This is a genomic window from Arthrobacter sp. R3-55 (assembly GCF_054161505.1).
In genome coordinates, this window is sequence record NZ_CP096423.1 from 414788 (window position 1) to 438154 (window position 23367).

Annotated in this window: 13 protein-coding genes and 3 rRNA genes; 10 read left to right on the forward strand and 6 right to left on the reverse strand. The window is 61.4% G+C overall.

Annotation, left to right across the window (positions count from 1 at the left end; all coding sequences use genetic code 11):
* Positions 1-60 precede the first annotated feature (60 nt).
* A complete protein-coding gene (locus M1D51_RS02060; RefSeq protein WP_458109531.1) occupies positions 61-1935 on the reverse strand; it encodes an AfsR/SARP family transcriptional regulator in 1875 nt (624 codons plus the stop codon).
* A 107-nt stretch (positions 1936-2042) separates the two neighbouring features.
* On the opposite strand from M1D51_RS02060, the gene M1D51_RS02065 reads away from it, so the two are divergent.
* The 4 genes from M1D51_RS02065 (at position 2043) to rrf (ending at position 8854) form a co-directional block, all read left to right on the forward strand.
* Positions 2043-2924, forward strand: coding sequence for an alpha/beta fold hydrolase (locus M1D51_RS02065; protein ID WP_458108336.1), 882 nt, complete (start codon positions 2043-2045; stop codon positions 2922-2924).
* Between the two features lie 429 nt (positions 2925-3353).
* Positions 3354-4873: ribosomal RNA gene (locus M1D51_RS02070) — 16S ribosomal RNA — on the forward strand.
* Positions 4874-5427: 554 nt separating this feature from the next.
* Positions 5428-8572: ribosomal RNA gene (locus M1D51_RS02075) — 23S ribosomal RNA — on the forward strand.
* Positions 8573-8737: 165 nt separating this feature from the next.
* Positions 8738-8854, forward strand: a 5S ribosomal RNA gene (rrf, locus tag M1D51_RS02080).
* Together the 16S, 23S and 5S rRNA genes form the textbook arrangement of a ribosomal RNA operon.
* A gap of 110 nt (positions 8855-8964) precedes the next feature.
* Here rrf and M1D51_RS02085 read toward each other — a convergent pair.
* Positions 8965-9993 (reverse strand): patatin-like phospholipase family protein, encoded by a 1029-nt coding sequence (locus M1D51_RS02085; protein ID WP_458108337.1) that lies wholly within the window; start codon positions 9991-9993, stop codon positions 8965-8967.
* A gap of 206 nt (positions 9994-10199) precedes the next feature.
* Here M1D51_RS02085 and M1D51_RS02090 point away from each other — a divergent pair, with 206 nt between their 5' ends.
* The 4 genes from M1D51_RS02090 (at position 10200) to M1D51_RS02105 (ending at position 15671) form a co-directional block, all read left to right on the forward strand.
* Positions 10200-10763, forward strand: a complete 564-nt coding sequence (locus tag M1D51_RS02090) for a GNAT family N-acetyltransferase (RefSeq protein WP_458108338.1) — start codon at positions 10200-10202, stop codon at positions 10761-10763.
* A 215-nt stretch (positions 10764-10978) separates the two neighbouring features.
* The gene (locus tag M1D51_RS02095) at positions 10979-11266 is read left to right on the forward strand and encodes an HU family DNA-binding protein (RefSeq protein ID WP_011776355.1); all 288 of its coding nucleotides are present in this window, start codon (positions 10979-10981) and stop codon (positions 11264-11266) included.
* A 134-nt stretch (positions 11267-11400) separates the two neighbouring features.
* On the forward strand, positions 11401-13698 hold the full coding sequence (locus M1D51_RS02100) for a cytochrome c oxidase assembly protein (RefSeq protein WP_458108339.1): 2298 nt from the start codon (positions 11401-11403) through the stop codon (positions 13696-13698).
* Complete coding sequence (locus M1D51_RS02105) at positions 13698-15671, forward strand: NHL domain-containing thioredoxin family protein (RefSeq protein ID WP_458108340.1); 1974 nt, start codon at positions 13698-13700, stop codon at positions 15669-15671. Before M1D51_RS02100 ends, M1D51_RS02105 begins: the two co-directional genes overlap by 1 nt.
* 32 nt (positions 15672-15703) lie before the next feature.
* Here the strand turns inward: M1D51_RS02105 and M1D51_RS02110 are convergent, their stop codons facing one another.
* From M1D51_RS02110 to M1D51_RS02125, 4 genes are all read right to left on the reverse strand, one after another.
* The gene (locus M1D51_RS02110) at positions 15704-16732 is read right to left on the reverse strand and encodes a hypothetical protein (protein WP_458109532.1); all 1029 of its coding nucleotides are present in this window, start codon (positions 16730-16732) and stop codon (positions 15704-15706) included.
* Positions 16733-16869: 137 nt separating this feature from the next.
* Positions 16870-18621 carry a helicase HerA-like domain-containing protein gene (locus M1D51_RS02115; RefSeq protein ID WP_458108341.1) on the reverse strand — a complete coding sequence of 584 codons (1752 nt, stop codon included), beginning with the start codon at positions 18619-18621 and terminating at the stop codon, positions 16870-16872.
* Positions 18622-18624: 3 nt separating this feature from the next.
* The gene (locus tag M1D51_RS02120; protein WP_458108342.1) at positions 18625-19143 is read right to left on the reverse strand and encodes a GNAT family N-acetyltransferase; all 519 of its coding nucleotides are present in this window, start codon (positions 19141-19143) and stop codon (positions 18625-18627) included.
* 57 nt (positions 19144-19200) lie between these two features.
* Entirely contained in the window at positions 19201-21192 is a 1992-nt protein-coding gene (locus tag M1D51_RS02125) for an FAD/NAD(P)-binding protein (protein ID WP_458108343.1), read from the reverse strand.
* A 288-nt stretch (positions 21193-21480) separates the two neighbouring features.
* Between M1D51_RS02125 and M1D51_RS02130 the strand changes: the two genes are divergently transcribed.
* Positions 21481-22446 (forward strand): amino acid ABC transporter permease, encoded by a 966-nt coding sequence (locus M1D51_RS02130; RefSeq protein ID WP_458108344.1) that lies wholly within the window; start codon positions 21481-21483, stop codon positions 22444-22446.
* Complete coding sequence (locus M1D51_RS02135) at positions 22443-23360, forward strand: amino acid ABC transporter ATP-binding protein (protein WP_458108345.1); 918 nt, start codon at positions 22443-22445, stop codon at positions 23358-23360. Before M1D51_RS02130 ends, M1D51_RS02135 begins: the two co-directional genes overlap by 4 nt.
* Positions 23361-23367: the final 7 nt, after the last annotated feature.

The window sequence follows — 23367 nt, forward strand, 5'->3', positions numbered from 1 at the left end:
AGGCAAGAGCCCCGACCCAAGGTCGGGGCTCTTCCCCTTTAACCACCACACACACCAGCCCTACCCCAAGCCAGCCCCAGCAGCCCTGAGCATTCCCAGGTAGTGGCCCACATCGCCGGCATCAACCACTCCGCTTCCGGCCGCACGCTCTCCGCTGGCCGGGGCCAGTGCCGTCAGGGCCCGGCTGATCATTGATGGTTCACGGAGTTCGCAGGCAGTTTGGGCCAGAATGCACCAAGTGGCTTCCAGCAGGAGATCCAGTGGCGGGTCCGGTACCTGGCGAAGTGCGGCCGCAGCGTTGGCTGCTTCACCGGATCGCAGCAGTAGTAGGGGGCGTACCCATGGCTCATAAGGCCCGAAGTTTCCGTCGGTCAGTTCGTCGCCATCGCGCAGCTGTCGCGTGAACGACGCAAAGGCAACAATTCCCTCGCTGAAACCCGGCATCTCCTCAGGTGCAGGGGGCACTGTGCCAGCGCCAAGGAAGGTCCAGCGGAACCACTGGGTGAAGACCGTCGCCAGGGGCCGCTCGTGACGAGCGGCCAGCTGGTCCACTGCAGTAGCTTCAAGAGCAGCGGACTCGATGTCGGACATAGCGCATAAGGCCTGCATCCGCATCAGGCGGCCGTTGATCTCAAAGGTGGGCGAATCGGCGTCGAACGCTGTTGTTATCAGTTGCCGGCCAAGATCCAGGCGGTGTTTTGCCAGGCCGGCGCGGGCGAAGCCCTGCATGAAGCTGGAGCTCAAGGCAAAGCAAAGGACGTGGCTGTCGCCCAACTTTCTGGCCAAGGCAACGGACTCGGCCGCTTCGCTCTGTCTGTTCCCTGTCCCGCGTGATTCCATGGCGATCGTCCCCAGGAGACGGGCCCGGATCCGGTCGCTGAGGTGAATGGTCGAAGCCAAGGCATTGTCAGCTGCGGCGATCACGGCCGCAGCAGCAGCGGGATCGTCTGCTCGTGTCCATATTCCGGGGACGTCGTAGCCCCCGATGATTCGCGCGGCGAGTTGGGGATCGTTGAGGTCGGCGGCAGCCTCAATGGCAGCGATGCGTTGGTGTCGGGATGTTTGAAGGTCGCCGGCGACCGCCAGACTGCCCAACACTGCGTTCGAGGCCTCCAGCCGGGCCCGGATGCCGCTGCTGGAATAGGCATTCGCTATCGGCGTCAGACTGTCGCCTTCGGGGCGGTTCAATTGCCGGTCCCTACGGAGGATTCGGGTCTCCAGGTCTATGAGGACGGGGCTGGGGTCCAGCCCGAGTTCCTCGGACAGCTGGCGGCGTGCCTGACGAAGCGCAGCAAGAGCGTCCGCCTGACGATGACTCCGGTAGAGGGCCAGTGCCAGCAGCCGCCACCCTTCTTCGCGCCATGGATTCGCTGCTACATGCGTTTCCAGAATGGCTGCCGCGTCGGTTGGCCGCCCGTTAGCCAGGCGGGCTTCTGCACATCGTTCGACGGCGGTCTGCCGCAGCCCGCTTAGCCGCGTGGCCTCCGGGATCGCCCATGGTCGATCGGCAAATTCTTGATAGGCATTTCCACTCCACTCAACCAGGGCAGTCGACAAACGCGACTCGGCGTCGATGGGCGCTGCCTTACCTGCCAGTGCCACGGCCGTTTCAAAGCGCCAAGCGTCCACAGCATCGGCATCGAGCCGTAACGCGTAGCCGTCACCCACCGTGACCAGAACGGAGGGCGGTGTCCGGGGCTTTCGATGCGGTTCAAGAATGCGCCGCAGCTCGCCAACAAAGGTTCGAATGGCTCCCACCGCCGCGGCTGGCGGCATGCCATCCCAAAGTTCTTCAGCCAAGGAAGCAGTGGAGATCGACCGGCCCCGCAGGGCAACGAGGATCGCGATGATCTCCCTGTGCCTGCGTTTGGACAGTTCCAGCTGAGCCCCGTCAACCATCGCCACGATGGGGCCAAGAACTCGGATCTGCGGCATGCTCACCGGTCAATCGTAGCCACGGGCACCGACAAGGAAAGGCCAGCTGATTCGCCGCTGATTGGGAGACGAAACAGTAGGGGGACAAACCTCAAGAAGGAGACCCCATGACGTTGACATTGATACCTGAAGCTACCTATCACCGAGTCCCTGTGGCACCCGATGTGGAGCTGAATGTAGCAGTTGCCGGGAGCGGGCCCGCGGTCGTGCTTTTGCATGGCTTTCCCCAGACGCATCTGATGTGGCGTCACGTCGCGGCCCAGCTGACGTCGGATCACACAGTCATTTGCCCCGACCTTCGCGGGTATGGCGCCAGTGACAAGCCAGTGGAGGCTGACGAAGGGACCTATTCGAAGCGCACCATGGCCGCCGATGTTGTTGCGTTGGCAACTGCGTTGGGCCATCCGCGCTTCGCCCTTGCCGGTCACGACCGCGGTGCGCTTGTTGCCCTCCGCGCCGGTTTGGACCACCCTGACGCTGTGACGCATCTTTTGTCCCTGGATGTCCTTCCGACCTTGGATATGTGGGATGTTCTCCAGGGCGTTGATGCCAAGGTGGCCTGGCATCTGTATCTGATGGCGCAGCCCGCCGGCATCCCGGAGCCCATGATCGAATCCACAGCCGAGTCCTTTTTTGCCTCGTTCCTGGATGGGTGGACCAAGGATCCCGAGGCGATCCCGGCGTCCTACCGGGAGGAGTACCTGAAGGCCTCGCGCGGGGCAGTGCCTTCGATCGTTGCTGACTACCGCGCTTCGGCCGGCATCGACGTGGTGCATGATTTAGCCGACAGAAAGCGTGGACGCACCTTGGAGATGCCCGTAACTGTGATGCAGCAGGATTGGGGAGCTGCGCTGGGCTACGATGCCGCCGCTCTCTGGAGCGCCTGGGCTCCTGACCTTCATCATGTGACGTTTGACGGCGGCCACTTCATGGCCGAAGAGAATCCCGGCGCCGTGATCGCTGCGTTGCGGGTGTTGGTGAGGCGTTAGGGGTTGGTGTTCGACGGCGGTTTGGTGGGGGTTTTGGGGGTGTGGGGGTGTGGTGTGGGGGTGGATTTGCGTTGGGGGTTGGGGGCGTGTATTGTTTTCTGAGTCGCCGGGTGCGAAACGGAAAGCCGGAAGGTGTGTACGGTTCGGTAGGCGGCCAAAAAATAACTCTTCTTTTCCAATGGCCCTGTTGGGTGCGCTGCTTTGTGTGGTGTGCTGTGGGTGATGTTTTGGGGGGTCTGTTGTTTGAGAACTCAATAGTGTGCCAAGTTTGTTGATACCGATTGTTTTATTGATTGGTTGAAATTATGGCTGGATCGTCGCGCACCCCCGTGTGTGGTGGTCTGGTTTTCAGCTGGTTTCGAATTTTGTGCAGCCGTGTTTGCCGTTATTTCCGGTGGGTGTGGTTGTGTCTGTTTGATTTGTTTTACTTCAACGGAGAGTTTGATCCTGGCTCAGGATGAACGCTGGCGGCGTGCTTAACACATGCAAGTCGAACGATGATCCCAGCTTGCTGGGGGATTAGTGGCGAACGGGTGAGTAACACGTGAGTAACCTGCCCTTGACTCTGGGATAAGCCTGGGAAACTGGGTCTAATACCGGATATGACTGTCTGACGCATGTCAGGTGGTGGAAAGCTTTTGTGGTTTTGGATGGACTCGCGGCCTATCAGCTTGTTGGTGGGGTAATGGCCTACCAAGGCGACGACGGGTAGCCGGCCTGAGAGGGTGACCGGCCACACTGGGACTGAGACACGGCCCAGACTCCTACGGGAGGCAGCAGTGGGGAATATTGCACAATGGGCGCAAGCCTGATGCAGCGACGCCGCGTGAGGGATGACGGCCTTCGGGTTGTAAACCTCTTTCAGTAGGGAAGAAGCGAAAGTGACGGTACCTGCAGAAGAAGCGCCGGCTAACTACGTGCCAGCAGCCGCGGTAATACGTAGGGCGCAAGCGTTATCCGGAATTATTGGGCGTAAAGAGCTCGTAGGCGGTTTGTCGCGTCTGCTGTGAAAGACCGGGGCTCAACTCCGGTTCTGCAGTGGGTACGGGCAGACTAGAGTGCAGTAGGGGAGACTGGAATTCCTGGTGTAGCGGTGAAATGCGCAGATATCAGGAGGAACACCGATGGCGAAGGCAGGTCTCTGGGCTGTAACTGACGCTGAGGAGCGAAAGCATGGGGAGCGAACAGGATTAGATACCCTGGTAGTCCATGCCGTAAACGTTGGGCACTAGGTGTGGGGGACATTCCACGTTTTCCGCGCCGTAGCTAACGCATTAAGTGCCCCGCCTGGGGAGTACGGCCGCAAGGCTAAAACTCAAAGGAATTGACGGGGGCCCGCACAAGCGGCGGAGCATGCGGATTAATTCGATGCAACGCGAAGAACCTTACCAAGGCTTGACATGAACCGGTAATACCTGGAAACAGGTGCCCCGCTTGCGGTCGGTTTACAGGTGGTGCATGGTTGTCGTCAGCTCGTGTCGTGAGATGTTGGGTTAAGTCCCGCAACGAGCGCAACCCTCGTTCTATGTTGCCAGCGCGTTATGGCGGGGACTCATAGGAGACTGCCGGGGTCAACTCGGAGGAAGGTGGGGACGACGTCAAATCATCATGCCCCTTATGTCTTGGGCTTCACGCATGCTACAATGGCCGGTACAAAGGGTTGCGATACTGTGAGGTGGAGCTAATCCCAAAAAGCCGGTCTCAGTTCGGATTGGGGTCTGCAACTCGACCCCATGAAGTCGGAGTCGCTAGTAATCGCAGATCAGCAACGCTGCGGTGAATACGTTCCCGGGCCTTGTACACACCGCCCGTCAAGTCACGAAAGTTGGTAACACCCGAAGCCGGTGGCCTAACCCTTGTGGGGGGAGCCGTCGAAGGTGGGACCGGCGATTGGGACTAAGTCGTAACAAGGTAGCCGTACCGGAAGGTGCGGCTGGATCACCTCCTTTCTAAGGAGCTGCTAATAATTGCCGGTGTCCGTGCATGCGGATGGTTGGTGGTTGTCAGTGTTGCCCATTGCGCAGGCGTCTGTTCTGCGGTGGGTGCTCATGGGTGGAATATCAACGAATCAAAGTTTTTTGGCATGGCCTTTGTGGTTGTGTCCTGGTGCTAGTACGGCGGCCTGTGCTCTCCTTTTTTGGGGGGTGTGGTGTTGTTGGGAACGTGTCCGGGGCGTGGCTGGTGGGGGTTGTGTTTGGCGCACTGTTGGGTCCTGAGGCAACAGGACCTTTTTGCAGCAATGCAGGGGGGCACTTCTGGTGTTTCTTTTGTTCCTGCTTCCGGTACTTCGTCCGCTGTTGATGGCTTGCGCTTCCCTTTGTGGGGTGTGGGTTGTGGTGGGTGTGGTCTGGTTGACGGGGTTGTTGTTTGAGAACTACATAGTGGACGCGAGCATCTAGAACACACACACGCTTTGGTGTGGGTGTGTTCTTACAGCAATTTCTTATGAATGAACCTGGCCCTTGTGGTCGTGGTTCTCTCGAGTAAGTTTTTGATCTTGTGTGGTCAAGTTTTTAAGGGCACACGGTGGATGCCTTGGCATTAGGAGCCGAAGAAGGACGTAGGAATCTGCGATAAGCCTGGGGGAGTTGATAACCGAGCGTTGATCCCAGGATGTCCGAATGGGGAAACCCCGCACAACGCTGCAAGGTGATTGTGTGACCCGCATCTGAACACATAGGGTGCGTGGGGGGAACGCGGGGAAGTGAAACATCTCAGTACCCGCAGGAAGAGAAAACAATAGTGATTCCGTTAGTAGTGGCGAGCGAACGCGGATCAGGCTAAACCGTTTCCATGTGTGATAGCCGGCGGGCGTTGCATGGGCGGGGTTGTGGGACTTTCCGTTCTGGTTCTGCCGGACCAGTGAGGTGATGTGCGTGCATAGGTGAACGGTCTTGAAAGGCCGGCCAGAGAGGGTGTGAGCCCCGTAACCGTAATGTTGTGTGCAGCCTGGAGAGTATCCCAAGTAGCACGGGGCCCGAGAAATCCCGTGCGAATCTGTCAGGACCACCTGATAAGCCTAAATACTTCCTAATGACCGATAGCGGACCAGTACCGTGAGGGAAAGGTGAAAAGTACCCCGGGAGGGGAGTGAAACAGTACCTGAAACCGTGTGCTTACAATCCGTCGGAGCCAGTCTGATTCTGGTGACGGCGTGCCTTTTGAAGAATGAGCCTGCGAGTTAGTGTTACGTCGCGAGGTTAACCCGTGTGGGGTAGCCGTAGCGAAAGCGAGTCTGAATAGGGCGAGTGTAGTGGCGTGATCTAGACCCGAAGCGGAGTGATCTACCCATGGCCAGGTTGAAGCGACGGTAAGACGTCGTGGAGGACCGAACCCACTTCAGTTGAAAATGGAGGGGATGAGCTGTGGGTAGGGGTGAAAGGCCAATCAAACTCCGTGATAGCTGGTTCTCCCCGAAATGCATTTAGGTGCAGCGTTGCGTGTTTCTTGCCGGAGGTAGAGCTACTGGATGGCCGATGGGCCCTACAAGGTTACTGACGTCAGCCAAACTCCGAATGCCGGTAAGTGAGAGCGCAGCAGTGAGACTGTGGGGGATAAGCTTCATAGTCGAGAGGGAAACAGCCCAGACCACCAACTAAGGCCCCTAAGCGTGTGCTAAGTGGGAAAGGATGTGGAGTTGCGAAGACAACCAGGAGGTTGGCTTAGAAGCAGCCATCCTTGAAAGAGTGCGTAATAGCTCACTGGTCAAGTGATTCCGCGCCGACAATGTAGCGGGGCTCAAGTACACCGCCGAAGTTGTGGATTTCACACATTGCCCTAGCCTTCGTGGTTCAGGGGTGTGGAGTGGTAGGGGAGCGTCGTGTGGGCAGTGAAGTCGCGGTGTAAACCAGCGGTGGAGCCTACACGAGTGAGAATGCAGGCATGAGTAGCGAAAGACGGGTGAGAAACCCGTCCGCCGAATGATCAAGGGTTCCAGGGTCAAGCTAATCTGCCCTGGGTAAGTCGGGACCTAAGGCGAGGCCGACAGGCGTAGTCGATGGACAACGGGTTGATATTCCCGTACCGGCGAAAAACCGCCCATGCCAAGCGGGGGATACTAACCGCCCGGAGCCTGCCCGCTCACCCTTGTGGTGTTGTGGGTTTTGGCCGAGCGCGGGACCTGATCCCGGGAGGTAAGCGTATTAACAGGTGTGACGCAGGAAGGTAGCCGGGCCGGGCGATGGTTGCCCCGGTCTAAGGATGTAGGGTCAGGGATAGGCAAATCCGTTCCTGTGTGCTTCGAGCACGTGCCTGAGATCTGATGGGACTCCCGTTTGGGGGGATCCGGTGATCCTATGCTGCCTAGAAAAGCATCGACGCGAGGTTTTAGCCGCCCGTACCCCAAACCGACACAGGTGATCAGGTAGAGAATACCAAGGCGATCGAGAGAATTATGGTTAAGGAACTCGGCAAAATGCCCCCGTAACTTCGGGAGAAGGGGGGCCTGCCCCGTGATGGAGACTTGCTCTCCGTGAGCGGGTGTGGGCCGCAGAGACCAGGGGGAAGCGACTGTTTACTAAAAACACAGGTCCGTGCGAAGTCGCAAGACGATGTATACGGACTGACTCCTGCCCGGTGCTGGAAGGTTAAGAGGACCGGTTAGCCCCTTGCGGGCGAAGCTGAGAATTTAAGCCCCAGTAAACGGCGGTGGTAACTATAACCATCCTAAGGTAGCGAAATTCCTTGTCGGGTAAGTTCCGACCTGCACGAATGGAGTAACGACTTCCCCGCTGTCTCAACCATAAACTCGGCGAAATTGCAGTACGAGTAAAGATGCTCGTTACGCGCAGCAGGACGGAAAGACCCCGAGACCTTTACTATAGTTTGGTATTGGTGTTCGGAGTGGCTTGTGTAGGATAGGTGGGAGACGTTGAAACCCGGACGCCAGTTCGGGTGGAGTCATCGTTGAAATACCACTCTGGTCACTTTGGACATCTAACTTCGGCCCGTGATCCGGGTCAGGGACAGTGCCTGATGGGTAGTTTAACTGGGGCGGTTGCCTCCTAAAAAGTAACGGAGGCGCCCAAAGGTTCCCTCAGCCTGGTTGGCAATCAGGTGTCGAGTGTAAGTGCACAAGGGAGCTTGACTGTGAGAGAGACATCTCAAGCAGGGACGAAAGTCGGGACTAGTGATCCGGCGGTACATTGTGGAATGGCCGTCGCTCAACGGATAAAAGGTACCTCGGGGATAACAGGCTGATCTTGCCCAAGAGTCCATATCGACGGCATGGTTTGGCACCTCGATGTCGGCTCGTCGCATCCTGGGGCTGGAGTAGGTCCCAAGGGTTGGGCTGTTCGCCCATTAAAGCGGTACGCGAGCTGGGTTTAGAACGTCGTGAGACAGTTCGGTCCCTATCCGCTGCGCGCGCAGGAAATTTGAGAAGGGCTGTCCTTAGTACGAGAGGACCGGGACGGACGAACCTCTGGTGTGTCAGTTGTACTGCCAAGTGCATCGCTGATTAGCTACGTTCGGATGGGATAACCGCTGAAAGCATCTAAGCGGGAAGCTCGCTTCAAGATGAGATTTCCATACACATTTATGTGTGAGAGGCCCCCAGCCAGACCACTGGGTTGATAGGCCGGATGTGGAAGCGAGGACTAAAGACTCGTGAAGCTGACCGGTACTAATAGGCCAACAACTTACACCACACAACACACTGCACGCGTCCACTATGTGGTTCCCGAACAACAAACCCTTGTTCCAGGAACCAAACAACTGAATAACAACCAAGCACCACAGTTGTAACCAAACTTCCCACCCAGGAAAACCACACCCCCAACAGGGTTTTGGTGGACCGGGACGGGTAACAGAGTTACGGCGGTCATAGCGTGGGGGAAACGCCCGGTCCCATTCCGAACCCGGAAGCTAAGACCCACAGCGCCGATGGTACTGCACCCGGGAGGGTGTGGGAGAGTAGGACACCGCCGGACAACCATTAAGGCAAGAGCCCCGACCCAAGGTCGGGGCTCTTCCCCTTTAACCACCACACCAGCCAGGTGACGGACTATCGGCCAGCGTGGGCATGATGCCGAAACGTCCTTCAGACTGAAGTGTCCCGTTTGCCCCAGAAATCAGCCAGCCGTCCCGCGAGGACGTTGCCTAACTGGAATCCGGCTCGGGCTGCGGCAGGACGCAGGGACAGATCCATGGCATTAACACCGAACATGTGCTCGGAATCGCTATGAGGGAAGACCGTCTCAACCAGGCTCCCGTTGGATCGTAGAGTGTCCACCTGCCCGGAGAGGTGCATGCCCCACTCCACTGGCGTCCGCGTCCGTCCGCCAAAGGGCGCCAGCACCAGCACTCGTCCATAGCCGGCAGCCAAATCGGCGTTCTCGGCGTTGGCGCGGTAACCGCCGTCGATGTAGTAGTTGGTACCGATGCTGTAGGCGAATCCGTTGGCGCAGCTGGCGGCCACGGCGTCCACCAGGTCCACCCCGCTGTTGCGGTCGAAGACCATGGGGTCACCAGTCCGGGCATTGACAGCGGTCAGGCGGATTGCCCGCTCCGGCCACTCTGCACAGGGGAGACGGGTTGCCACCGTGGCCCGCCACCGCGTGCTGGGGCCTTCCATGGCTTCAGCCATATCGATGGCTGCTGCTCCCAATCTGCGGCGCATATCAGCCATGTCCGAGGCAGCCTTCATGATGTTGCCGGTCCGCTCCATGTGGCTGACTACGGGGCCGGTGCCAGGTCCAACCTGGCCTGACCCGGCCCTGCCGGCGGGTTGCGGGGGAGCATCCAGAATGGCGTTGAAGAGCTCAATCGGTGTTGCGCCGGCGAGCTGCGCAGCGGCGGTGGAGCCCGCTGACGTGCCAACAGTGAGATCTGCCGTGGTGACGTCCAGTCCGGCATCAAAGAGGCCGGCTATGACTCCAATCAGCCATGCGTTGCCTGTGGATCCACCGCCGCCGAGGACCAGGGCGCGCTGGTCCTCGGGCGGTTGCCGAACCGACTGGCCGGCTTCGGCTTCTGGCTGGGACTGGCCGGACCCTGGCGTCCGGGGTGCCGCCGTCGAGTTTCCGTGCGGGGATGGGAAGTGCGGGGAGGAAGAAGTTGATGTACTCAAGGGAGACGCCTTTCGCGAAGTGCGGGGGTAGGGCGCTCCGAATGGCGACTAGCTAAGTCGCGGAGATCGTGGACTGGAGGGAGCGCCCATTGCGGATACTGCATTCATGGGTCCCACCTCCTGTCATAAGTTCACGATCACCCGAAAGCTATCACCCGGTAGACCACCGCGCAATTGTCTTGGCAGGGTGCCGGTAGAGTCTGGGGATGAATCTCACACGAAGAGTGTTTACGGCTTCGGAGGACAGGGCAGGCGAAGAGCTACACCTTCGGCCCGTGGAGCTCTCGGATGCTTCCGAGCTGGCTGCAGCGTATCTGCGCAACCGTAACCATCTGGCTCCCTGGGAGCCTACCCGCGGTGATGACTTTTTCACGGTACTGGGTCAGGAGGCCGCGCTTAGTGCCAAGATGGATCACTTTGCAGCGGGCAACGAAGTGCCGTGGATCATTTCCGGCAGCAGGGGCATTCAAGGGATGATCACTCTGACCGGCATCGTCCGCGGTCCTTTCCAGAACGCCAACCTTGGCTACTGGATTGATGCGGAATGTACGGGCAGGGGCCACGCGTCAGGTGCGGTGAACGCCGTCGTAAAGATGGCCGCCGAGGAACTAGGGCTGCATCGGATCCAAGCAGCCACGCTGCTTCACAATGGAAGTTCACAGGCCGTTCTGAGGCGGTGCGGCTTCGAAAAGATAGGTGTTGCGCCCTCCTACTTGCAGATCGCGGGGGAGTGGCAGGACCACCTTCTGTTCCAGCGCATACTGTTCTGACAGCGCACAGCAGGCAGCGCCGGCCAAGGCCGTAGGGTACGCCAAGGGCGTAAAGCACCCCTAAAAACCCCTAAAATCCGGTGATTTTGGTCAAAAAGGCGCGGAAACACGCGGAATTTGCTGGCCATGCGAGCCCAAGCTGGTAAGTTTTCGAACAGTGGCTTGCTCGCATTCCGCTTGAAAGCTCAAAAACGTATGAGTCCAGGAGGACGTAAATGGCTAAGAACCGTAGTGAACTCGTTGCAGAGGTAGCAGGCAAGGCTGGCACCAGCCAGGCAGCAGTCAACTCCGTGCTCGATGCACTGTTCGAAGTATTCGAGACTTCTGTCGCCGCCGGCGAAAAGATCACCATCCCGGGCTGGCTCGCAGTTGAGCGCACCGACCGTGCAGCCCGCACCGGCCGCAACCCGCAGACCGGCGAGACCATCCAGATCGCAGCAGGCCACAGCGTCAAGCTGACCGCCGGCTCCAAGCTGAAGGCCGCTGTCGCCAAGAAGAAGTAATTACTCTTCGGCGAACGCCTTGAAGGGACGGCAACCTGATGGTTGCCGTCCCTTTTGTTTTCCACATAGCGCCCGGAATCCACATGGCACCCTCCCGATTCGCAGCCCGGCGACTGGTAGCGGACAATGGATAAGTGCCATCAGCAAGAAGTTCCGCAACTGCCCCTTCGCCTGTTCCCAAGCCGGGAGCAAGGGGAGGCACTACAGTCGCGGGGATTTCCCTGCCGTGGCAGCTGGCTGGTCTGGCCGCGCTGTTCCTGACGCTCGCCGCGGCCCTCATCTACTCGGGTGCCTCGGCCGCCCGGCAGGTGTCTGATCCCGGCGAGTTGGTCCGCTGGGGTCTCCCGTTCGCGAAAGCCATCCACAACGTCTCAGTAGCTACCGTGGTGGGCGGCCTGATATTTGCCGTTGGCATCCTCCCCAAGAACCTCGGCGGGTCACGTTCCCGCGAGAAGGACGTCGACGCCCCCGAACATCCAGCCTTTGCCCGGGCCCTGGCCGTTGCCGCAGGTGCTGGAGCGGCATGGACGTTGTCCTCAGTGGCAGTCCTCGTCCTGACCTACGCAGACGTAGCGGGCCAAGGGCTTTCCGGCGACGCAGAGTTCACCCGCTCGCTGGTGTACTTCATGACCGACATCGAGACAGGCAAGGCCTGGCTCGCCGTCACCATCATCGCCGCCGTTGTGACCACTGCGCTGTTCGGGGTCCGCTCGTTGACCGGCCTGGCATTCACTCTTCTGCTGGCCTTGATCGGGCTGATTCCCACAGCCTTGATTGGCCACTCGTCCAGTTCCAGCGACCATGAAGGTGCCATCAACTCCCTGGGTCTCCACTTGGTGGGCGTGTCCACGTGGGTGGGCGGCATCATCATGTTGGTGGTCCTCTCCGGAATCCTCACTGGTTCACGGAGCAAGGGAACACCGGACATCACCGAGCAGACACTGCGCCGCTTCTCGGCGTTGGCCGGCTTTGCCTTCGTTTTGGTGTTCGCCTCGGGTGTCATCAATGCTGCCATCCGCGTGACCAACCCCGCGGACCTGTTCGGCTCTCCCTATGGGCAACTGATCGTCGCAAAGTCCCTGGCCACGCTGGTTTTAGGTGGCATCGGCTTCATGCACCGCCAATGGGTCATTCCGCAGCTTGGAAAGAACGGCTCCATGTCGGCCCGTCGCGTGCTGTGGCAGTTGGTTTTGGTTGAGTTGCTGGTGATGGGCGCGACGTCGGGACTCGCCGTTGCGCTGGGACGTTCGGCTCCTCCGCAGCCCACCACGTACGCCCCCGATGCCTCGCCGTCGTTCATCCTCTCTGGTTACGAGCTTCCACCGGAACTCACGCCGGAGCGCTGGTTGACGGAATGGCGCTTCGACTGGCTGTGGGTGGGAGTGGCGCTGTTCGGCGCGGTCACCTACATCATGGGCATCGTCAAGGTCCGCAAGCGTGGAGACAAGTGGTCCTGGTTCCGGACAGTCAACTGGATCATTGGGCTGGTGGTACTCACCTACATCACCTCGGGTCCACCCGCTGTCTACGGGCGCGTGTTGTTCTCCGCTCACATGGTGGATCACATGGCCCTGACCATGGTGGCGCCGATCTTCCTCGTCCTGGGTGCCCCCGTGACGCTTGCGCTGCGAGCCCTGCCCTCCCGTGGGGAAGGTACCCACGGCTCGCGTGGCCTTCGCGAGTGGTTGCTGCTGTTTGTGCACTCCAGGTTCTCGCAGGTGGTGACACACCCGTTGTTCGCCGCGGCCAACTTTGCAGGCTCCATCGTGCTGTTCTACTACTCGGACCTGTTCGGCCTGGCGATGCGCGAGCACGTTGGCCATGAACTCATGAACGTGCACTTCCTTTTGACCGGCTACATCTTTGTGCTGAGCATGATCGGCAGCGATCCCCTACCGCGCCGTGCCCCTTATCCGATGCGCCTGCTCCTCCTGTTGGCCACTATGGGCTTCCACGCTTTCTTCGGCGTGGCCATCATGGGTGGCACCGGGCTGCTGGCAGCCGACTACTTCGGCAACCTGGGCCGGGCCTGGGGTCCGTCAGCCATTGGAGACCAGCAACTGGGCGGTGCGGTGGCATGGGGGATCGGCGAAGTACCCACACTGCTGGTGGCGATCGGAGTGGCCGTAATGTGGTCGCGCTCCGACGAACGCGAGACCCGACGGGTTGATCGTGCGGCCGACAGGAATAATGACGCCGATCTCAGTGCTTACAACGATATGTTTGCCCGGCTCGCTGACCGCGATGCCAAGATGGCAGGACGCACGGCCCAGCCTGCCAGGACAGTTCAGCAGTCCCGGACGGCCCAAGCTGAGCGCGATGCCGAGGCCAGCGATGGTCAACGCAGCAATGGTCAACGCACCAATGCAGAACGCAGCACCCAGGACTCTGCCGGGCAGACAGAACCAAACACCAAGCTGGAAGGACGCTGATGAGCGAAACAGTACGCACCCAACTCCGGGTCCGGGCCTCCGAACTGGAGGGTCGCGGCTGGCTCAACACGGGCGGTAAGTCCCTGGACCTCGAGTCCTTGCGCGGCAAGATCGTGCTGCTCGACTTCTGGACCTTCTGCTGCATCAACTGCCTGCACGTTCTGGACGAGCTGCGCCCCCTCGAGGAGAAGTACTCAGACGTCCTGGTGACGGTGGGTGTGCACTCACCCAAGTTTGAGCATGAGGCAGATCCGGTGGCCCTGGCATCCGCCGTTGAACGCTACGAAATCCACCACCCGGTCCTGGACGACCCCGAGCTCGCCACGTGGAAGGCTTACACGGCCCGCGCCTGGCCAACCTTGGTGGTCATTGACCCCGAGGGTTACATCGTGGCCCACCTTTCCGGTGAGGGCCACGCCGGTGGCCTCGCGGTCCTCTTGGAGGAACTCGTGGCCGAGCACGAAGCCAAGGGCACCCTGCACCGGGGTGACGGTCCGTACGTGGCTCCCGTGCCGACGTCGGGAACTTTGCGCTTCCCGGGCAAAGCCACGCAGCTGGCCAACGGCAACTACCTTGTGGTGGACTCCGGCCACCACCGACTGGTGGAACTCCGTCCCGACCTCGAAACCGTGGAGCGCGTCATTGGCTCCGGCACCAAGGGATTCCTGGACGGACAGGCGGAGATCGCACAGTTCAACGAACCACAGGGCGTGGCGGTGCTTCCGTCGGAGTTGGCATGGAAACTCGGTTACGACGCCGTGGTGGCCGATACCGTCAACCACCGCCTTCGCGGCGTGACGCTGAGCTCCGGGTACGTGCAGACAGTAGCCGGCAACGGTGTACAGCGGTTGCTCGACGCCGGCCCCGCCCGGGTGACTGACACCGGCGCGGGCACTTGGTCAGAACACCACGACGCCGGCCCGGCTGACTTCGCTGCCGACGCGATCGATGTTGGCGCGCTGGGTCTCGGTACCGAGGTTTCACTGTCCTCACCATGGGATGTGGTGTGGAGCGGGAAGCTGCAGCGTGTTGTCATCGCGATGGCCGGAACCCACCAGATCTTCGCCTTCGACCCCCTGGCCAACGAGGTTTCCATTCTCGCCGGCTCCGGGCTCGAGGGCCTGCTGGATGGCAAGGCAGAGGAAGCCTGGTTCGCCCAGTCTTCCGGCCTGGCCATTGATGGTGAAGACAACATTTGGGTAGCGGATTCGGAAACGTCGTCCTTGCGTCGCCTTGTGGTCAGTGATTCGGGTGTGACCGTGGAAACTGCCGTAGGAAAGGGCCTGTTCGATTTCGGTTTCCGCGACGGCGGGGCCGATGACGCACGTCTGCAGCACCCCTTGGGTGTCACAGTCCTGCCGGACAATTCCGTGGCCATCGCAGACACCTACAACGGTGCCGTGCGCCGATACGATCCCGCCACCAAGTCGGTATCCACTCTGGCGAGGGGCCTCGCTGAGCCGAGCGACGTCGTCGTGGTCCAGGTTGAAGGCAGCGAGCCACTGCTCGTAGTGGTGGAGTCCAACAAGCACCAACTGGTCCTGGTTCCGATTCCCAAGGAAGCCCAGCAGGTGGATGAGGGTGCATCGCAGACGCATCGACCCAAGAGCCCGGTGACTCCGGGTGCGCTGGAACTTGCAGTCAGGTTCACGGCGCCCACCGGCCAGAAGCTGGACGATCGTTGGGGCGACCCCACGCAGCTGAAGATTTCTTCCACTCCGCCGGAGCTGCTGGTCTCCGGTGGCGGCACGTCAGTGGGCTTGTTGCGGACCCTTGAACTTTCTGCCGACGTTCCCGAGGGCATCCTTCACATCACGGCCCGCGCCGCTGCCTGTGATGGCCCCGAAACTGAGGACGGCGAAATCCCGGACCACGCAGCGTGCCACCTCTACCAGCAGGACTGGGGTATTCCCGTGGTCCTGCAGGCCGACGGTGAATCCGAGCTGGTGCTGGACCTGCGCGGCATGGACTAAGCCCTACAGACGGGAAGGGCCGGGCGGGCGGCCTAGAACGTCAGCATCGGGGTGACCGTCACGGTGTCGCCGCCCACGTCCAGTTGGGTGGTGAAGCTGAAATCGTGCTCCACGTTGAGATCGTTGACGTACCCGCTGAACAGGTTGATTTCCCGGGCGGTCAGGGTGGCCTTGCCATTGAGGGGAGCCACCACCCACTTGCCGCCGAAGGGTTCGATGGTGATCTTGGGGTACTCGGTGATGGCCCACTTGATGGTTCCATCCACCACACGGGCATTGCTGGCGTGGTAGAACGGGCAATCGGGCTGGAGCCGCTGCTGTTCGGTGGCTTGGGCGGCGCAGTTGTCCAGGAACTCCCGGACTTTGCCGGCGACGGCGTCGTTCATGGACTTGGTGGACCGCGTCTGCAGGTTCAGGGGAGCCTGGCCGCCGTCGCGCGTTGATACTAGGGCGGAGGTGGGCGGCGCTTCGAAGAAGGTCCCGTTCAGGCTGGCCTCATACTTGCCGGGGAAGAAGACGGCGAACGTGTTGCGGCCGTTGGGCATGTTGACCGGAACCCCATTGAGGGTGGCTTCGCTGGCGTTGACCACTGTCACTTCAATGGTGGGCAAGGTGGTGGGCACAAACGCCCACTTGGCGAAGAACAGCCACTGCGTCCCGGTCCGCTCCATCAGGAACTCGGTGGTGAGCCTGCTGCCATCCAGGGTGTAATCGACCGGCACTGCTACCCGGTTGTTGCCCCGTGATTCCGGGTTGCCAACCTTGACGTCGGACAATTTGGAAGCGGCAGTCTGCAGGGCTGTGCCGTCCAACATGGCAGCATTCGAGCTGGGCACCTTGGCCCGCAAGAGACCCAAGGCCTCTTCGCCTTCGCCCTTCTGCAACGCCGCCAGATACTCTTTGACGGGTTGTTGGGGGCTGGCCACTGACGAGCTCACCAGGTTGATGCAGACGATGGCCCCGGCGGCAGCAAGCATCAGACCGAGCAGCCATCCGGCTGCGGTCTTGACGAATGCTTGACTCAACTGCACGCCCTTTACGTTACCTGCCACGGCAGCGATCACTGTGCAGGAAGGCCACGTTACGGCGAATGTCCACCGATTGGAGAAGGCGCGACGCCGGGCGGCAGCAACCATCGCTGCCGCCCGGCGTCGTGCTTAGGGAAGCAAGCCTGAACTCTTAGGGAAGCAAGCCTGAACTAGCGGCGACGCCGTGAGGACGTCCCGAACACGCCGCGCATGAGGTCGCGGCCCAGTTGCGTCCCCATGGACCGGACCATGCTCTTGAGCCCGCCGCCCAGAGCACCGCCGAGGGCGCCGGCAATGTCGCCGAACATTCCGTCTTGGGGAGACTGCGGCTGCGGCGCCGGAGCGGGAGGCGCGGGCGGGCTTGGGTACGACTCAGGTGAAGAGGACCGCGAGCTGGGACGGCCCAGGATCTCTTCCTCGATCCGGCGCGCTTCGGCATCGATGTCGGCCTGTGAAGCCCCGGAACCCACGGAACCCCCTGAACCCCCGGAAGGCAAGGACGTAGACGTCGGCACCGGAGGCAATCCCGGCGCAGCGTCCCCGGTGGGCGCGGCTGCTTGGCCATTGAGTTTCTCGTACGCGGAGAGGTTGTCCACGGCGGTGCCGTACTTGGCCAACAGTGAGGACGCCGCAACCGTACTGCGAATGAGGTCCTCTGTGCTGGGGCCCATCACAGATTCCGGAGCGCGGAGCCGGGTCAAGGCAACGGGCGTGGGTGCGCCTTTCTCGTTCATCACGGTAATGACGGCCTCGCCGATGCCGGCGGAAGTGAGCGTCTCTTCGAGGTCGTAATCGCTGACGGGGAACGTAGACACCGTGGCTTTCAAAGCCTTGGCATCCTCCGGAGTGAAAGCCCGGAGCGCGTGCTGCACACGGTTGGCCAGTTGGCCGAGGACGTCGGCCGGAACGTCCTTGGGTGTCTGGGTGACGAAGAAGATGCCAACGCCTTTTGAACGGATGAGACGGACCGTGGTGGTGATGGCTTCAAGGAAGGCCTTGGAGGCACCGTTGAAGAGCAGGTGTGCCTCATCAAGGAAAAACACGAGCTTGGGTTTGTCCAAGTCCCCGGCTTCGGGCAGGTCTTCGAACAGGTCGGCCAGGAGCCACATGAGGAACGTGGAGAACAGCAAGGGCTTGGTCTGCAGCGTGGGGAGTTCCAGGCAGCTGATGACGCCGCGGCCATCCGGTGCTGTGCGGAGGAGCTCTGCGGTGTCGAATTCCGGTTCGCCGAAGAACTTCTCCATGCCTTGTGCTTCCAAGCCAACCAGCTCCCGCAGGATGACGCCTGCGGTGGCTTTGGACAGCCCGCCAAGGTTGGCCAACTCGGCCTTGCCCTCATCCGAGGTGAGGAATTGGATGACGGCGCGGAGGTCCTTGAGATCGATCAGCTCCAGGTTGTTCTTATCCGCGAAGTGGAAGATCAGCTGAAGGCTGGATTCCTGGGTGTCGTTGAGGTCCATGACGCGGGAGAGCAGGATGGGCCCGAACGAGGTAATGGTGGCCCGGACGGGAATGCCGTGGCCGTCACCGCCGAGTGAGAGGAACTCCACCGGGAAGTTCTTGGCCTGCCAGTCCTGCCCCAACGCCGAGGTGCGGGCCGTCAGCTTCTCACTGCCGGTGGCCGGCGTCGCCAATCCTGACAGATCACCCTTGATGTCCGCGAGGAAAACCGGAACGCCCGCCGTCGACAATTGCTCGGCAATCATGTGCAGCGTGACCGTCTTGCCGGTGCCGGTAGCGCCGGCCACCAGTCCGTGCCGGTTCATCATGGCCAGCGGCAAGCGGACTTGGGCCTCTTTATGGATTTCGCCGTCAACAATCGCGGCACCCAGCTCGATGGTGGCACCCTCCAAGGTGTAGCCCTGCTGGATGGTGGCGAGTTTTTCGGCAGTTGTTGCAGTGGATTTGTTGGCCATGGGCATAGCTTAGCTGTGCGCGGCAAGATCCTTGCTGAAGGCCAAATGCTTGATTTCCTCGGGGTCTGCCGCGAGGTCGAACAGCGCCTTGTAGCCGGTGGCGAGGTAGAGGTTTTTTGCCTCCGGCTGGCGTGGCCCGGTGGTGAGGTAGAGCTTCCGGTATCCCCGGCGTCGAGCTTCATTTTCCAGTTCCGCCAGGACCAGGCGCGCCAGGCCGCGGCGCCGGTGGGCCGAATGCGTCCAGATCCGTTTGAGCTCGGCCGTGTGTTCGTCGTAACGGCGGAACGCGCCGCCTGCCACGGACTCGCCGTTCTCCTGGATGATGACCAGCGCACCGTGCGGGGCCTCGAATTCCTCGGCCGGGTAGCGGTTCAATTCCTCCGCGGCCCCTTCGCTGCTGAACAGGTCCCCGTAGCGGGTGTTGTATTCGACGGCGAGCTCGTCCAGGAGCGGACGGACACGGGGATCGCGCATGGGCAGCCGAAGGACGGTAAGGCCCGACGTCGGCAGGGTTGGCGTTGTGGTCATGTCAGGCCTTTCGTAGGTGGAACCCAAGTAAGTAGCAGTTAATGCCGTTTTGAGCGCTCATAACGGCGTTAACTGCGACTCAGTTGGGCGGGCGGCAGCCACGGTGGACAGGATCCTCCGCGCCAGGGCGTCGTTTTCCCGGAAGGGCGCCGCGTTGGTGTTGGGCCGGGCGAACGCTCCCGCACCCCAGCCCGACGTCCACGGACCCACCGCGAACATACCCTTCCGGTGAGTACCAACAGGGGAAACGATGCGGTGATTCCCGGAAACCAGGAGTTTACCCGTGGAGTGGGCGCCCTCGGAGGTGAGCAACCGTTGTTCGGTTCCCCACCCGGCCTGGTGCAGGTCAGCCAAAGCGGGATTCGCGGAACGTTCCACGGAAGCGGACGGCAGCCGGGCCTCAACGTACGCGGACGCATCCACCACTACCGGCGACTGGAACGTCCCGGCCACGAACCTGCCCATGGCGTCATCGGCGCGCACCCACATGCCGGGGCCCAGGAATTTCAGGAACCCGGCCTTGTGCAGTGCGAGCATCTCACGCAACCGGTGGGACGGCGGCCCGGAGTCCACGAAACTGAAGAAGCCGTGCCACCAACCATGGATGGTCTGCTGGGAGCGGGCGTTGAGCCGTTCTTGCGGGACCAAACGGCCCAGGTCCATGTACACGAACAACAACGCCGTGAACAGGGCCAGGGTCTCGGAATGGTCGGGACTGGTCCGAAGGTCAAGATCGCGCTGGATGTAGGCGGCCACGGAACGCTGGACCGAGTCGTGATCGGCGAAGGCGCAACCGCTCAGGGGATGGTCCAGCTTTTCGAGGTCCAGGCGCAGTGCGGGATCCGGAACGGAGAAGGCCACCAGTTCTTCGCGTCCGGCGCTGTACCAATCGACGGCGTCGAACCTGGACTCAAAGCTGCTCCAGGTCCCCAGCACCCGCTCCGGGTAACCCGTGAACAGCTCACGGTAATAGGCGTAGCCGGCATCTTTAGCGATCAAAGGCCACAGATGCTCGCGGAAATCGAGCTCCTGGTGCGTGGCGAGCAGGGTCTCGATTGCGGAGGAAGTGAAGTACCGCGGCTTGGCAATCGGTTCACCGCGCAGCGTTGAGGAGATCTTGGAGTGGTACGGCACACCGCGTCGGGACCCGGCCCAGACCCGCGGTTCGGCGCCGGAGGGCACATAGTGGAGTTCGCCGTCGGGCCCTTCGTCAAAGCGGCCGCCACGGCCCTCAAACAGCAGGACCACCAGATCCACGAACGCCAGGCCCATGCCGGAGACAATGACGTCCTGCCCGGCTTCAATCGCCGAGTAGTCAACGTCTGTGGTGTACGACGGCGGCGCATGGAACCCGCCGTGCCGGGCGGCGAACTCACTGAGCCTGGCGGATTCGGGATCCGGCAGGGAATCGGTGTGGCCAAGGGCGTAAACCACGACGTCGGCAACCACCTCGGCGCCCGAAGCGAGCCGCACCCGGTGCGTACCGTCGTCGTGCGTGCCGGCAGTGTCAGAAGAGGCAGCGCCAGAAGGGGCAGTGCCAGCTGAAGCGCCACCGTCCAAGGAACGCCCGACGCCTGTGGCGGTGTCGCGATGCACCGTCACGGTGATGTCGGGGCCCAACGAGGACACGGCCCGGCGGAAGAACCACTCAAGGTACTTGCTCTGCAGTTGCCGGGTGGGAAAGGAATCGGGGGTCAGCGAGCGGAGTTGGCTGAGCAGGTGCGGCTCGAACGCGGGAACGTCCCGGATGCTGCCATCGAGTACTCCTGCCGCCCAGGCGGAGAGCCCGGGTCCCTCAACCGAAGGCCCGTCGCAAGCTACTGAGGCATCCGTGAACATGGTGACGTCCGCGGCCGTTGAGTTCAGCAGCAGCCCGGGATCCTGGTCATAGCGCCAGATCCTCCCGGAGCCGGGTTCATGGGGTTCGATGACGTGGATCTCCAACGGTCCGGCGAACAACGCCGGACGGTTGGCTGCGAGCCGTTCAAGGACGCCGGCCGTGCGCGGGCCGCCGCCGATGAAGGCGATGGCGGGTACTCGTGACGGCATGGGATCTCCTGAAAAGCAGCGGTTGGTGATGCCCAATCTAGGGACGTTGAGGTGTGCCGGTCGAGGCGGCGGTAACGGCCGTTCACCACGCGTCACGTCGCGTTAAGACGCGCAAAGAAGGGATTCATATGGCTCCTGATGACGAGGATTGTGACGCCCTGCGAACCTCTGAGAAGCCTTGCGAAGTCCAGTGAAGAAGTGCAAATTCCCGCCTTGCTGCCGGGTTTCACGCGCCCATAGATTGGCAGCCATCCGATAGAGAACAACCGATCTGAAATGAGGTGGCGCATGAGTGCATTCGCACCGCCTGCCACGGCGGAAACGTCACCGCCCACCCCGGACTACTCCGGCTATCAGCTGGTCCCTGCCCGCCACCCGTGGCGTTGGGTGGGCACCGTCCTGGTGGCCGCGGGCGTTGCAGCCATTGCTTGGTCCCTGGTCACCAACCCCCGCTGGGAGTGGGGAGTGGTGGCCGAATGGTTCACGGCCCAGTCGGTGGTCAACGGACTCATCGAGACCCTCAAGCTCACGGCCATCTCCGGGGTCCTTGGCTTTGTCCTCGGTTTCATCCTGGCCCTGATGCGCCTGTCCGCCTCACCGCTGCTGGTCTCGGTGTCCTGGACGTTCTCCTGGATTTTCCGCTCCACGCCGCTGCTGGTCCAGCTCCTGCTCTGGTACAACCTGGGCTACTTGTACGAGAAAATCAGCTTGGGCATCCCCTTCACGGACGTCCGCTTTTTCGAAGCCCAGACCACCACGCTCATCAGCCAGTTCGCTGCAGCCGTCCTGGGCCTGACGCTGAACCAGGCCGCCTACTCCGCGGAAATCATCCGCGGCGGCATTCTCTCAGTGGACCAGGGCCAGCTCGAAGCCGCCTCTGCCTTGGGCATCCCGGCGTGGAAGCGGTCCACCAGGATTGTGCTTCCACAGGCGATGCGCGCCATCCTGCCCAACGCCTTCAACGAGATCATCGGCCTGGTCAAGGGCACCTCGATTGTTTACGTCCTGGCCTACTCCGAGCTCTTCTACACGGTCCAGGTCATCTACAACCGGACCCAGCAGGTGCTGCCGCTGCTCCTGGTGGCCACGCTTTGGTACGTGGTCATCACCTCGGTCCTGAGCGTCTTCCAGTATTACATCGAACGCCACTTCTCCAAGGGCGCCCTGCGGACCCTGCCGCTCACGCCGGTACAGAAGGCACGCAAGTTCTTCACTACCCACGTTGCCGCCACTCCTACGAAGGAACCCCGATGACCACCGTCTTCTCTTCCTCCGAAGCTGCCGCTGCCGCCCGCCTCGCTGAGGCGACACCGGCCTACGGCCCGGCTTCACCGTCGCCTTCGCAGGGCGGAAAGCGCACGACGACGGCGCACGCCACACCCGCTGTGACCCGCGGCCAGGTGGACATCACCAATGTCCGCAAGTCCTTCGGCACCACGGAAGTCCTCAAAGGAGTTTCCTTGTCCGTCCCGCCGGGAGGTGTGGCCGTGATCGTGGGTCCTTCCGGCTCCGGCAAGTCCACCTTGCTGCGTACCATCAACCACTTGGAAAAGGTCGACGGCGGATACATCACCATCGACGGCGAACTGGTGGGCTACGAGGTCCGTGGCAACAAGCTCCACGAGCTGCGTGAGAAGGACATCCTCAAGCAGCGCACCCACATTGGCATGGTGTTCCAGAGCTTCAACCTGTTCCCGCATCTCACCGCCTTGGAAAACGTCATCGAGGCGCCCATCGTGGCCCAGAAACGGTCCAAGGCCGAAGCCCGGAAGCGGGGCCTGGAACTCCTGGACCGGGTGGGCCTGAAGGATCGCGCCGACGCCTACCCCCGCCAGCTTTCCGGCGGCCAACAGCAACGCGTGGCGATCGCCAGGGCGCTGGCACTGGATCCCAAGATCCTCCTCTTCGACGAGCCAACCTCCGCATTGGACCCGGAGCTCGTCAACGAGGTCCTGGACGTCATCCGCGAACTCGCCAAGTCCGGAACCACCCTGATTGTGGTCACCCACGAGATGGGCTTTGCCCGGGACGTCGCGGACACCGTGGTCTTCATGGACCAAGGACAGATTGTGGAGTCCGGCACACCCCAGGACATCTTCGCCAACCCCCGCGAGGAACGTACGCGCAGCTTCTTCTCCAAAGTCATCGAACCAGCTTTCAACATCTAGGACACCC